General features: G+C 71.1%; 8 protein-coding genes. 3 read left to right on the top strand and 5 right to left on the bottom strand.

What is annotated here, in order from left to right:
* Positions 1 to 182: 182 nt before the first annotated feature.
* On the top strand, positions 183 to 2,156 hold the full coding sequence (locus tag ACIBTX_RS08855; protein WP_396832283.1) for a right-handed parallel beta-helix repeat-containing protein: 1,974 nt from the start codon (positions 183 to 185) through the stop codon (positions 2,154 to 2,156).
* A gap of 287 nt (positions 2,157 to 2,443) precedes the next feature.
* Positions 2,444 to 4,090 carry a hypothetical protein gene (locus ACIBTX_RS08850; RefSeq protein WP_357128065.1) on the top strand — a complete coding sequence of 549 codons (1,647 nt, stop codon included), beginning with the start codon at positions 2,444 to 2,446 and terminating at the stop codon, positions 4,088 to 4,090.
* Between the two features lie 72 nt (positions 4,091 to 4,162).
* Here the strand turns inward: ACIBTX_RS08850 and pulA are convergent, their stop codons facing one another.
* The 5 genes from pulA to ACIBTX_RS08825 all read right to left on the bottom strand — a co-directional run bounded on the left by pulA (position 4,163) and on the right by ACIBTX_RS08825 (position 12,622).
* Positions 4,163 to 9,664 (bottom strand): pullulanase-type alpha-1,6-glucosidase, encoded by a 5,502-nt coding sequence (gene pulA, locus ACIBTX_RS08845; protein WP_396832282.1) that lies wholly within the window; start codon positions 9,662 to 9,664, stop codon positions 4,163 to 4,165.
* Between the two features lie 110 nt (positions 9,665 to 9,774).
* The gene (locus ACIBTX_RS08840) at positions 9,775 to 10,473 is read right to left on the bottom strand and encodes a cellulose binding domain-containing protein (RefSeq protein ID WP_357397083.1); all 699 of its coding nucleotides are present in this window, start codon (positions 10,471 to 10,473) and stop codon (positions 9,775 to 9,777) included.
* 93 nt (positions 10,474 to 10,566) lie between these two features.
* The gene (locus ACIBTX_RS08835) at positions 10,567 to 11,232 is read right to left on the bottom strand and encodes a hypothetical protein (RefSeq protein WP_357128056.1); all 666 of its coding nucleotides are present in this window, start codon (positions 11,230 to 11,232) and stop codon (positions 10,567 to 10,569) included.
* Positions 11,233 to 11,367: 135 nt separating this feature from the next.
* Positions 11,368 to 11,757 (bottom strand): hypothetical protein, encoded by a 390-nt coding sequence (locus ACIBTX_RS08830; RefSeq protein WP_357170881.1) that lies wholly within the window; start codon positions 11,755 to 11,757, stop codon positions 11,368 to 11,370.
* Positions 11,758 to 11,806: 49 nt separating this feature from the next.
* Positions 11,807 to 12,622 (bottom strand): hypothetical protein, encoded by an 816-nt coding sequence (locus ACIBTX_RS08825; protein WP_396832281.1) that lies wholly within the window; start codon positions 12,620 to 12,622, stop codon positions 11,807 to 11,809.
* Positions 12,623 to 12,641: 19 nt separating this feature from the next.
* Between ACIBTX_RS08825 and ACIBTX_RS08820 the strand changes: the two genes are divergently transcribed.
* Positions 12,642 to 12,821, top strand: coding sequence for a hypothetical protein (locus ACIBTX_RS08820; RefSeq protein WP_357128614.1), 180 nt, complete (start codon positions 12,642 to 12,644; stop codon positions 12,819 to 12,821).
* The last annotated feature ends 786 nt before the right edge of the window (positions 12,822 to 13,607 follow it).

Below are 13,607 nucleotides of genomic sequence, written 5' to 3'. Positions count from 1 at the left end.
GCGCCGGACCGTTACGGGCTCGTGCCCTAACTTGAGGCGTATGCGGGGTTTTCTCGGATACGTCCGCCTCGCGAAGATAGTTCTCATACGGTGGACATCAGAGGCTGCAACCGATTTGTAGCTGGTCGTGGCGCTGCGGGCGGTGCGACCCCGTCTGGTAGCAGGAGAGGCGGAAGGCTCTGATGTCCAACGACGTAACGAGTACCGACGGCGGGGCCTCGACGGCTCCGCCAACACGACGACGACGGGCCCTGTGGGTTGCCGGCGTCGCGGGCCTGACCGGGGTGGTCGGCCTGGCCGCCCTCGGTGGCGTAGCCGCACGGGACGACAAACCCACCTCCGCCCGGGTGTCCGACGCCCAGCCGTCGACCAACCGGCAGAACGTCAGCGACGCCGACGCGAACGCCGACGGCGGCAAGGAGAACGGCGGCGAGGAGAACGGTGGCAACGACGAGTGGAGCGGCGACGACTGGAGCGGCAGCGACGACCACGCCGGCAAGGACGACAAGCGGGACGAGAAGGATCGCACCAAGCAGGTGCCCTGCGACTCGGACAAGCTGATCCAGGCGATCACCTTCGCCAACGACGGCGACGGCGGTGTGCTGGAGCTGGCCAAGGGCTGCACGTACACCCTGACCCGCAACCAGGACGGCAACGGCCTCCCGGTGATCACCGAACCCATCACGCTCAAGGGCGAGCACACGACCATCGGTCGTGCGGCCACCGCCGACTACTTCCGCATCCTGAACGTCGGACCGGGTGGGCAGCTCACCCTCAAGGGCCTGAGCATCAAGGGTGGGCAGACCATCCAGCGGGCGATGACCGTGGAGCCGGCGACGGTCTGGGGGCCGTACGCGACCTCGGTCCGGACCACGCCGGCCACGGGTAAGCCGGCGGCCACCACCGCAGCGGGCGCCGCAGCCCAGCCGGCCACGACGGCGGCGGCGAAGTCGGCGACGTCCACCGCAGCGGCAGCCAAGCCGACTACAACGACGGCCAAGCCGACGGCGGCCAAGCAGACGGCGGCCAAGCAGGCAACGACCAAGCAGGCGGCGGTCAAGGGCGCGGCGGTCAAGGGCGCTGCCGCCAAGCCGGGAGCGAGCAAGGCGGCGGAGCCCACAGCAGCGACCAAGGCGGCAGCCGCAGCGAAGCCGGCAGCGCCAACGGCCAAGGCGATCAAGGCAGCGGCCACCAAGCCGGCAACCGGAACCGCAGCCAAGCCGGCAGCGGCAACCGCCCCGACGACGGCGGCGACCGGAGCTCAGGTTGCGCCGCTGGTGGAGGAGCCCGGGTTCAACGACGGCGCCGGGGTGCTCGTACAGCCTGGGGGTCGGGCCGAGATCCTGGACAGTGAGCTGCTCTACAACCAGTCCGGCAGCAACGGCGGCGGGCTGGCCAACTTCGGCAGCACCAGGCTCAGCAAGACCACGGTCGCACACAACACCGCCTTCTTCTTCGGCGGTGGCATCTTCAACGCCGGCGTGCTCCAGGTCGACGAGTCGAAGATCAAGGACAACACCGGGATCATCGGTGGTGGCGGCATCGCCAACGGCGCGGCCGAGATCTTCACCGAGTCCGTCGACGGCGGTGCGGTCTGGGTCTACAAGAGCGAGATCACCGACAACGAGACGCTCGGCTTCGGCGGCGGCGTCCTGGACGTCGAGGGCACCACGACCCTGCACGACACGAAGGTCACCGACAACACGGCGGTGCTCGACGGGGGCGGCGTTGCCGTGGCCGACAGTCAGCTCACCCTCAAGCACGCCACGGTGGCCAGGAACAGCGCTGGCCGCGACGGTGGCGGTGTGGCGGTCGTCTCCGACAGCACCGCGACGATCGAGGACACCGCCATCAAGGACAACACCGCGGGGTCCGCCGGCGCTGGCCTCTTCAACGACGAGAGCCGCACGACGCTGCGCGACAGCGAGGTCGTCGGCAACCGGGCCATCGGCCCGTTCGCCCGGGGCGGCGGCATCCTCAACACCGAGGGCAGCGAGGTCACGCTCCACCGGACGAAGGTGGCGTACAACTTCTCCACCCTCGAGCCGGGAGGCATCTTCAACAGCCTCGGCGGCACCGTGACGCTGGACGACGAGTCCGCAGTCACCGCCAACCGTCCGACCAACTGCTTCAACGTTCTGGACTGCTTCGCCTGACCGGGTGGGGCTGAACCACATAGAACGCCCCTCCGAGCCGTCACCGGCTCGGAGGGGCGTACCCATTTGGGCAGGTCACGGGCCCACAGGCCGACTTGGGCAGGGGTGTGTCCGTCCGGTCCTCGCTGGGGGCAACATGAACCTAATGTGGGGTTGTTTCGGATACACCCCCGAGGCGAGGAACATTCTCATACGGTGTTTTTGGGAGCTACAACCGATTTGTAGCAGGGGACGACCGTCTGAGGGCGGCGACCCTGTCTGGTACGAGGAGAGGGCAGAGAGCTCCGATGTCCAACTACCTAACGAACAACGAAGCCTCCGGGCGGGCGACGGCCAAGAGCCGCCGCAAGCTCTGGCTCGCCAGCGGCGTGGCCGGTCTGACGGGCGTGATCAGTCTCGCGGCGGTGGGCGTCGCGGGCAGCGCCGGGGCGGTCGGCCTGAACTGGAACACCGCGCAGGTGAGCAAGGACGGCGACCAGCACGGTGACGAGGGTCGTGACTGGGACAAGGACCAGAACAAGGACAAGGACAAGGACCGGGACAAGGACCACGAGCGTGGGAAGGAGGTGCCCTGCGACACCGACAAGCTGATCCAGGCGATCGTGTTCGCCAACAACAAGCACGGCGGTGTGCTGGAGCTGGCCAAGGGCTGCACCTACAACCTGAGCCGCAACGACTACCAGGGCAACGGTCTGCCGGTCATCACCGAGAACATCACCCTCAAGGGCGAGCACACCACCATCGCCCGTGAGGCCACGGCCGACTACTTCCGGATCCTCAACGTCGGTCCTGGCGGACACCTCACCATCAAGGGCCTGACCGTCAAGGGTGGTCAGACCCTCGAACTGTTGAGCGCCGTCGAGCCGGCGGCCGTCTGGGCGTCCTACTCGGACTCCGAGGCGATCGCGGCGCAGGTGAAGGCCGGCGTTCCGCTGGACCAGGCCCTCACCGCGCGGCAGGCCAACCCGAAGGCCGGCCTGAAGGCCGCGCCGAAGGCGACCGCGAAGGCCGCCACGAAGGCGGCGCCGGGCGCCGTCACGCCGCTCGTCGAGGAGCCGGGTGACACCGACGGCGCGGGCATCCTGGTGCAGCCGGGCGGCTCCGCCGAGATCATCGAGTCCGAGGTCGTCCTCAACCAGTCCGGCGGCAACGGCGGCGGTGTGGCCAACTTCGGCACCACGAAGATCTGGCACAGCACCGTCGCGGGCAACACCGCCTTCTTCTTCGGTGGCGGTGTCTTCAACGCCGGCCTGCTCAAGGTCGAGGAGTCGAAGATCAAGGACAACACCGCGATCATCGGCGGTGGCGGCATCTCCAACGGCGCCGCGGAGATCTTCACCGAGGACGTCGACGGCGGCACGGTCGAGCTCAAGAAGACCGTGATCAGCGACAACGAGACGCTGGGCTTCGGCGGCGGCTACCTCGACATCGAGGGCAACACCACCGCGTACGACACCGAGATCACCTCGAACACGGCGGTCCTCGCCGGTGGTGGTCTGGCGGCGGCGGACAGCCAGCTGAACCTGCACAAGGTGACGGTCGCGAAGAACAGCACCGCCGGGGTCGGTGGCGGTCTCGCCATCGCCTTCGACAGCGCGGTGACCGTCGAGGACAGCTGGATCAAGGAGAACACCGCCGGCTTCTTCGGCGGCGGGGTCTTCAACGCCGGCAGCATCCTCACGCTGCGCAACAGCGAGGTCGTCGGCAACCGGGCCATCGGCCCGATCGGGGTCGGCGGCGGCATCTTCAACATCTTCGGCGAGGTCAACCTGTCGAAGACGAAGGTCGCCAACAACTTCTCGACCTTCGCGCCGGGCGGTGTGTTCACCTTCTTCGGGCCGGTGAACGTGGACGACAAGTCCGCCATCACCGCGAACCGCCCGACGAACTGCCTGGCCATCCCGGGCGGCGCCATCGAGAACTGCTTCGCCTGATCAAGAGCACGGAGCACGACGCACCACACGGACCGGCCCCCTTCCGCGACGCGGGAGGGGGCCGGTCCCCGCTCACTTCTGGACGAACACCGCCACGCTGCGCGCCGGCACCGTGAAGGTGCCGGACGCCCGGTCGAACGACGACGTCCGCAGCGCCGGGTCGGCCGAGTTGACCAGCACCGGGTGCAGCGACACGTCCGCGCCCCGCAGACCGGTCACCGTCTGCGTCGCCGTCTCCGGAGTGCTGTTGAAGACGACGGTCAGCGCGGTCCACGCCCCGCCGAGACCACGCGCGTCCAGCGTCATGGTCAGCACGCCCGGGGTCTCCGACTCGCCGGACAGGGGGAAGGCCACCCGTCGCTGCACCTGCTCGGCGCTGCCCAGCCCGAACACCGGCGACGACGCCCGGACGCGCAGCAGCTCGGCGTACCGGGCGTCGGTGGTGCCGATCGCCGCACAGTCGGGCACCAAGGCCGGGTCGGCCAGCAGCGGCTTCGCGTACGGCCACTTGTCCTGGTTGTCCTGCGCCGGTGGCAGGCCGACGCCGAACCCGTTGCCGTTGGCGCAGTCCCAGCGGATCTGGTTGAACCAGTCACCGGAGTTGAACGAGTTGCGGTCCAGCGACTTCGACCGCAGCCGTTCCGTGCCGGCGGTGACGAACCCGACGCCCTGCCCCAGCACCACCGTGCTCAGCGCCAGCACCTGCATCCGGGACCGGTCCGCCGCGCTGGTGCCCTGCGGCAGCTTGTACGCCAACGCGTCGTACAGGATCTCGTTGTCGTGCGCGTCGACGTAGGTGACGGCCTCCCCCGGCGCGGCGGTGTAACCGGCCGGCGAGCCGTTGTAGTCCACCTGGGCCCCGGTGACCGTGCGCCCGGAGGTGTCGGTGAACCGGTAGTCCCGCAGGTTGCCGGTGAGGCCCACCTTGATCAGGTCGTGGGCGTGCAGCAGGCGGGCCTTCTGCTCGGCCGCCGACCCGTTCACCTCATCGCCGTTGGGGTCGGTGTAGAGCCCGGAGGCGAAGCCCTGCACGCGCGGGTTGGCGTCGAACGGGCCGCCACCGCGCACAGCGTCACGCAGCCGGTCGTTGAACGTGCCGATGCCCGTGCCGGCCATGTTGGCCTGGGTGGCCTGCTCGAACCGGGCGTCGTTGGCGACCTCGCCGAAGTTCCAGCCCTCGCCGTACAGCATGATCGCCTTGCCGTCCACGCCGTCACGGGCGACGGTGAGCCGATCCAGGGCCGCCCGGACGGCCAGGATGTTCGCCTTGGGGTGGTGGCCCATCAGGTCGAACCGGAAACCGTCCACCTTGTACTGCCTGGCCCAGGTGACCAGCGAGTCGACCACCAGCTTGCCCATCATCGCGTGCTCGGGCGCGGTGTTCGCGCAGCAGGTGGAGTTGGCCACGGTGCCGTCGTCGAGCAGCCGGTGGTAGTAGCCGGGCACCACCTGGTCGAGCACCGACCTGGGGTCGACGCCGGCCGCCGCCGTGTGGTTGTAGACCACGTCCATGACCACCCGCAGGCCGGCGTCGTTCACTCCGGCCACCATGCGACGGAACTCGGTGGTCCGCGCCGCCCCGCTCGGGTCGAGGGCGTAGCCGCCCTCCGGAACGGTGTAGTGCAGCGGGTCGTACCCCCAGTTGTAGCCGTCGGTGTCGGCGACGGCCGCGACGCACGTCTGCTGCTGGTCCGAGTCCGGCGGCAGCGCCGCCAGGTCACAGGCCGGCTGGCGCTGGTCGGCCCGCTTCTCGGGGATGGTGGCGAAGTCGAACGCCGGCAGCAGGTGCAGGTGGGTGACGCCGGCGTCGCCGAGCGCCCGCAGGTGTTTCATGCCGGCGGTCCCCGGGTCGGTGAACGCCAGGAACGTGCCCCGCCGCTGCACCGGCACGGTGTCGTCGGCGATGGAGAAGTCACGCACCGACAGCTCGGAGATCTGCGCCTTCGAGGCGGGCACCGCGGCCGGCTTGCGCAGCGTCCGCCAGCCCGGCGGGGCCAGCGCCGCGTCGTCGAGATCAACGAGCTGGCTGTGCGTCGAGTCCGCCGCGAGGGACACCGAGTACGGGTCGGTGACCGACGCGGTGACCATCCGCTGCGCGGCCGGCTGCCACGCCTGCACCCGGTAGCGGTAGTACTTCCCCGTCCAGGCGTGGCTACCGCGTACCGACCAGACGCCGGTGCGGTCGTCGCGGCGCATCGCCACCGTCTTCGGCGCGGCCGTGGGCGAGTCGAACAGTTCCAGCTCCACCGTCCGGGCGGTCGGCGCCCAGAGCGCGAGGCTCGGCGTCCGGCCGGCGAAGGTCGGACCGAGCGTGACCTTGGTGGCCCGGGAGTACACGTCGTCGAGCACGCCGGGGATCTGCACGCCGGTCGCGGCGAGCAGCTTCCCCTGGGCGTCGCGCTCGGTGACCAGGAGCTGTCCGCGCAGCGCCGCCGGCACCTTCGCCAGGTCACCCCGGTCGAGGGTGAAGGCCCGGTGGGACCACAGGTGCGGGAACGCCGCGCGCTGGGCCTCGGTGAGCCCGTTGCGCTGCGCGCGCAACGGCAGACTGGTGTACGCCCCGGACAGCTCCCCATCGACGACGCTCACCCCGCCGGCCGGGGCGGCCACCAGGGCGTACACCCGACCGTCGGTAGGTGGGGTCTGCCAGGCCACCGTGGACCTGTCGATCCAGTGCGCCTTCTGCTTGCCGATGTCCGTGTCCCCGCCGGCGCTGGTCGCGGTCGACGGCAGCAGCCGCCCCGGGGTGGCGGCGAGCAGCCACACCTCCCGTCCGGCGCTGGCGAAGTCGAGCCGCTGGTCGTCGGGCAGGTCCTTGGTGTCGCCCTTGTGCAGGATGTAGTTCAGCCCGGTGGCCCCGGCCGCCAGCGGCACCCGGAACACCGCGCCGAACGCGTCGGTCGACGTGGGCGCGAGCGGGGTGGCCCAGTCGGTCGGGTTGGCCGCGCCGTCCCACAGGTGCAGACCCCAGCCGTCGTAGGTGCCGTCGGCCCGCCGGTAGTGGATCACCGCGGTGCCCTCCTCGACGGGCGGGTCCGACTGGCCGGTGGCCGCCTGCCTGCTCGGGTAGATCGCCGGGTCACCCTGCTTGAGCCAGATCTCACCGGTGGCGCTCACGTCGATACTGCGGTCCTGGGCGACGTCCTTGGTGCCGTTCTTGTCGACCACCACGAAGCCCACCGACTTCGCGCCCGGCTTGAGCTTCACCCAGGCGAACCGGCCGTAGGAGTCCTCCCCGGCGAACGGTTGCCCGGTGGGCCACTCGGTGACGTACGCCGGGTCGATGTCGCCCCAGGCGTACAGCCCCCAGTCGTCGTACCCCCCGGCCGGGCGCTGGTAGTGCACCACCGCCCACTCCCGGGATCCACCCAGCTCGGGCGTGCCGACGACCGCGACGGACCGGGCGGTGGCGGTGCGGCCCCGGCCGTCCCGGACGACCGCGCGGTACTCGACGCGGGTGCCGCCGGCCAGCCCGTCCAGGTCGTGGTGCACGGTGTACGGCGCGTGGTCCGCGCTGCCCAGCAACGTCCACCGGCCGCCGCCGACCCGGGCCGCCACCGTGACGGTCGACAGCGGGTCGCCGGTCACCTGTGCGGTGACCGCCGCCCGGGTCGCCACCGACGCGTCCGGCGCGGGGGTGGTGATGGTGATGGTCGGCGTGCCGCTCGGCCGGGCGATGGGGCTGCCCGCGCGGTACACGGCCGCCGACAGCGGCGGCACGGTCAGCGTGACCTTCCCGTCGCCGCCCGCCTTCGCGCTGGCGGAAGCGCCGTAGATGCCGGTGAAGGTGGCGCCGGCCGACCAGGTGTCCACGCTGACAGTCTGCGCGGTCGCGGCGTTGTTCACCGCGACGAGGTACTCGGTCCGGTCAGCGGGCGCGACGCGGGAGGCGGCGAACACGCCGGGACCGTCGGCGGCGTACCGGGTGACCTGGATGCCGTCGCGCAGCGCGGGGTGCGCCTGGCGCAGCCGGCCCAGCTCGGCGATCGTCCGGTACAGCGGGTGGGCGGTGTCGAACTGGTCGCTGGCGTGGGTGCGGTCGGTGCCGAGCAGGTCGTCGTCGAGGTAGTCGGGCACCTTCGAGGCGAACATGTCCTGCCGGGCGTCCTTGTCCCCACCGGGGCCGGTGAAGCCCTGCTCGTCACCGGAGTAGATCACCGGCTGGCCGCGGGTGAGGAACATGAGCTGGTGGGCGAGCTGGTCCCGGCGCAGGTGACTGGCCGGGTCGGTGCCGCCGCCGGCGATGAACGACCCGATCCGGCCCATGTCGTGGTTGCCGAGGAAGGTCGTCAGCCGGCCGGCGTCGGTGTCCCGAGCGGCGTAGAGGTCGTCCCGGGCGTACACGTCGGCGAGGGCCTTCGCCGAGCCGGCACCCGCCGTGTAGCCCCGCGCGGCCTCCTGGAACGCGAAGTCGAGGGTGGCCGGCAGGCCGCCGCGGCGCACGTACGTCGAGGTGACCTCCGGATCGGCGCTGTACACCTCGCCGAAGACGAAGAAGTCGCGTCTGCCGGCCGTCTCGGCGGCCCGCTCGACGCCCCGGGTGAACTGCGGCCAGAAGTCCATGTTGACGTGCTTGACGGTGTCCAGCCGGAACCCGTCGACGCCGGTCGCGCCGATCCAGTCCCCGTACGCCTTGGTCATCCCCTGGACCACCTCGGGCCGTTCGGTCCACAGGTCGTCGAGACCGAAGAAGTCGCCGTACTCGCTGTTCTCGCCGGCGAACGTGGAGTCGCCCCGGTTGTGGTACATGCTGGCGTCGTTGAGCCAGGCCGGCACCTTCACCGTCGCGTCACCCGGCTCGGGAAGGACCGGCGTGTACGGGCCGGCGTTCGCGTCGACGGTCGGGAAGTCCCGGCTGCCGTCGGCGTAGTTGCGGTCCTCGAAGGCCCGCCCCCGCGCGTCCGTGTACGGCGAGGTCGCCTTGTCCACGTAGGCGTAGCGGTCCTCGGCGTACCTGATGACGTCGGCGGTGTGGTTGACCACCACGTCGAGATAGACCTTGATGCCTCGCCGGTGCGCCAGCGAGACCAGCTCCTTGAGCTGGGCGTTCGTGCCGAAGTGCGGGTCGACCTGGGTGAAGTCGGTGATCCAGTAACCGTGGTAGCCGGCGGAGATGTCGTTCCCCTCGCCCTGCACCGGGCGGTTCTTGAAGATCGGGGCGAGCCAGATGGCGGTGGTGCCCAGGCCCTGGATGTAGGCCAGCTTGTCGATCACGCCCTTGAGGTCACCGCCGTGGTAGAAGCCCTTGTCGGCCGGGTCGAGACCGGTGCGCAGCCGGTCGCCGGTGAGCCCGCCGGAGTCGTTGCGGCGGTCGCCGTTGGCGAACCGGTCCGGCAGGACGAAGTAGAACTGCTCGGCACGCGCGGTGTCGGCGCCCGCGGCCAGCAACGCGTCGGCGCTGGGCTCGTCGCGCCATTGGACCGCGCCGGCCGCGGTCCGGGATTCGGCGCTGGACGGCCGGGGGTCGGCGTTGGCGCCGAGTGGACCGGCGGTGGCCGGCGCGCCGACGAGAGTGACGGTGAGCAGGCTGACGAGCGCGAGCAGGGCGGTACGGCGTATCGGCGGGGGTTTCATCGACGGCCTTCCTCTGGTCGTGATTGGCCGCACGCTAACCCTTGCCGCAACGAACTGCAATACCTTGCAAACAAAGTCGTAACAGAGCAGCAAACTTGCGGAAGGCTCGCTCAGAACCCGCTACAACGCGCCCCGTCGACAGTGCACCCGCGCGGCGTCGAGGACGCCCGCTCCAGGTGGAACCGCAGCGCCACCGACCCACCGGCCGGCACGTCCACCCCGCTGACGTACGTGAAGCCGCCGTCGAACTGCCGCAGCGTCCCCTGGGGCACGCCCTCCACCCAGGTGGTCACCAGTCGACCACCGGCGAACTCGAACCGCACCGTCCAACCCCGGTCCACACCGGACCCGTTGACGATCAGCACCTCGCCGATGAAACCACCGTCGAAGCTCTGCACCACCCGGTAGCGTCCGCTCACCGCCGACGGCTGCTGCGACGGCCGGATCGGCGGTCGCGCCGACGTCGACGCCACCGTCGGACCGACCGTCGACGGCCGCGACGTGACCGGCGTGACCGGCGCGCTCGGCGGCAGCCCGCTGGCCCGCGGCGACAACCCAGGCAGCAGCGCCGAGTTCTGCGGCAGCGGCGTCGGCGACAGCCCGGACGGCGACACCGGCGCCTGCGGCAACGGCAGACCCGCCGGTGGCGGCCCGCCGTCCCGCGCCGGACTACGCCCCCGGTACGCGCCCAGCGCCACGAAGAGCAGGACCACCATCACGACGACGCCGGCGCCCACCACGATCCACGGCGACGACGCGATGGCCGCCGGACCGTGCGACGGTCGCGGGGCACGACGCATGCCGGACATGTACCTCCCTCAGCGGGCCGTCCGGGCAGCCTAGCGATCGACGGCCCGCCCCGGAAAGCGTCGGCGTCGCGCGCCGCGCCGCCCGACGCCCGGTCAGCTGAGCCGGCACTCCACCCCGTTGATCACGCACCGCACCGGACGCTGCGCCGATCCATCCCAACTGACCCGCAGCCGCAGGGTCTGCGTGTCACCCGCACCCAACGACTCTCCGCCACTGAGCACGAACGCGCCGTCACCCTGCGCCGCCACCGAGATCCCCGCCGCGCCGCTGACGCGCAGACCCCGCGTGTCGTCCGCGAAGGCCAACTCCACCCGCCAGTCCACCGACCGGTCCGACCCGTTGGTCACCGACAGCGTGGCATCGGTCGCGTTCCAGCCATCCGTGCCGACCTTGTACTGCGCCGACACCGCCGGGTCCTTTGTCGCCAGGGCCGCGGCGCTCGTCGCGCCCGGCGACGGCGACTTCGTGGTGACGCGCGGCGACGGCGTCCGGCTGCTGCGCGACGCGCGCGGCGACGCCGACCGCCGCTCCAACCCACCCGGTGTCGGGGCCGACGACGAGGCAGCCGGCGTCGTCGGCAGGAACACCGGCGGCGCGGCCTGCGGCGCGCTTTCCCGCTCCCGGGTACGGAACGACAACAGCGCGACCACCAACAGCACCGCCAGCGCGCAGACGCCCACCAGCACCACGATCCACGGCAGCGACAGCACCACTCGCGCCGTCCGCGGACCTCCCGCGCCGTCCGGCCCCACCGCCATCAGGTCTCCCCTCGTCCCACCGACGCGACAGCGTAGCCAGCGCCGGGCGGACCGGAAACCTGGCGGGTACGGATCAGACCGACCGGCCCCCTCCGTCCGGAAAACGGCTCGGGCGCGTCGACGCTCCGCTGGCGGTCAGCCCGTCCGGACGACCGTGCAGATCAGCGGCCCCTCGCCCGAGGTTCGCAGCAGGTAGCGGTACCGCTCCCCCGGCACCGCACGCCCCTGGCTGTCCAGGAACTCCCACTCGACCGACACCAGGGTCAGCAGCGCCGACACCGCCTGCACGTCCTCGATCCGGGCGTGCGCGGCGATCAGCTCCCGGTCCTGGTAGTCGGGTGCGGCGCCCACGAAGGACAGCGCGACCGCCGCCAGCGAGGTGAACGAGAAGCTGTACGTGTCCGCCACCACCAGCCCGGGTAGGGCGTAACACCCACCGAGGGACGGCAGGTCGCCCGAGGTCAACGCGGCGCCGTACCGGTCGAAGAACCCGGTCAGCGTGTCGAGATCCGTGGAGGCGTTCACGGGGACAGCAATTGCCCCGCGCCGGGTGGGCCAAACCTCGGGCCGAGCCTCAGCGGGGCGGGACCCGCACCTCGATCTCCGTACCCAGTCGGGCGCCCCCGGCCAATCCCAGGTCGTCACCACTCCAGAACCGGCCCGGGTCGTACCAGTTCGGACGCTTGCCGGCGGGCAGCAGGCCCATCGCCTCGTAGGTCACGGCCACCACCTCGGCGCAGTACGCCGTCTCCAACGCCCGGTCCCGGGCAGCCGCGCTGGTCGGAGCGGCAGTTGTCCCCCGGTTGGCCGCACTGCCCGCAGCGACCGGGGTGACCCCGTCGGTCGAAGCGGTCGGGGTGGCCCCGTTGGTCGAAGCGGTCGGGGTGGCCGAAGCAGCGGGATCGATCCAGGCCGCTTGGGCGGCCCGCGATACGGCTCGGAGTGCCGCCCGGCCAGGACCCGGCAACGACGGCACCCGGCCGCGCACCCACCGCCACGCCAACTGGGCGGTCGACGGGAACGGCGTGCCGTCCAGGCGCGCGACGGTCCGCAGCACCGCGCGTTCCATTTCGCCCTCCGCCGGCGGGTCGAGCTGCCGCAGCCAAGCCCGCTGACCGTACCGGTTGGCCCACACGCAGACCGCGTCCCGCAGGTCGTGCAACTGAACACCGCGCTGGTGCGTGCCCGACCACAGGTCCGGCAGGGACTTGCCCAACTCCGCGTGCCACATCAGCGGCGGCATGTCGTCCAGCACGACAGCCATTCCGACGTGGTTGACCGGACTGTTCGTGGTGAACTGGATCGCCCGGTCCGGCACGCTGCGGCCCCGGAACACCCACACGTCACCGGTGCGGGTCAACTCGACGGCCTCATCCAGGCTGATGCTCATGAGGGACTAGCCTAGGCCGATGCGGCAACGAGTGCGGTGGTGGAAGGTCCTCGGCCTGGCCGGCCTCGCCGGGGTGGCAGCGTCCGGTGTGGTCATTGCCCGGGCCGAGCGGCGCCGACGCGCGTACACCCCGGAGGAGATCCGGGAGCGACTGCGGGAACGTCACGCCCAGGCCAACGACGCAGCGGACTCCGCCTAACCACCCGCCGGTCCAACCTCCGGGCAACCGAGGCAGGTCCGTGCGGGCATGATCGTGCTCGATCCTGGTTGTAGTGGCCTCGGCCGCGCGACGAGGGCCCTCTTTCCTGGTTCGAGCACGATCTTGCGCCGTGTGCGCCGTCTCAGACTTCACTCGGGTTGGTGCGCCCTGGTCGGTGAGAGAGCACTTTCGGGGATGTTGCTGCCTCAGCGGGTTCTGAGGCAGCAACATCCCCGATACTGCGCAGATCACCGAGCGTCGGATTGTGATTTTGTCCGGTTTCGGTAGTCCAACGCGCTTGGACACGCGCGGACGATCGTGCCCGCCCCTTTGATCGACTCCAGGTCAGCGATATCGGGGTATCCCGCACGCCCGGACACCCCGACATCGCCGACGTCGACTCGATCACGCCCCCACATCTCCCCGGAGACACCGGATCGCCCGGGTGATCCACTCCGGCCGGTGATGTGGGGGCGTCCCTCTGCGCGGACGCCCCCAGATCGGCGCTCTGGTGACGATCACGCCGGTGGGGCCCGTGCACGGCGTCACGGATGCGATGTCTCGGATGCGATGTCTGTCCGGGTTTGGGCCGTCGGCATGCTGTGGTCGGTGACACCGAGCGGGCGGAATCGCGGGCCGGGCGGGGTCGTTATACCTGGCACGCCGTCGCGACCCCCGGGTCGCAGCCCCGGCCGCCGGGAACACCCGCCGGGCCGGCGTCGTTACACCCCCCGCGCCGCCGAGCAGCTCGCCGGCCCAGAGCCGGTAGCCGCGGCCGGGAACACC

Origin of the sequence: Micromonospora sp. NPDC049359, assembly GCF_044466585.1 — a bacterium.
In the GTDB taxonomy this organism is placed as follows: domain Bacteria; phylum Actinomycetota; class Actinomycetes; order Mycobacteriales; family Micromonosporaceae; genus Micromonospora.
Note: the sequence above shows the minus strand (reverse complement) of the source record. Positions and strands in the feature narration are given on the sequence as shown.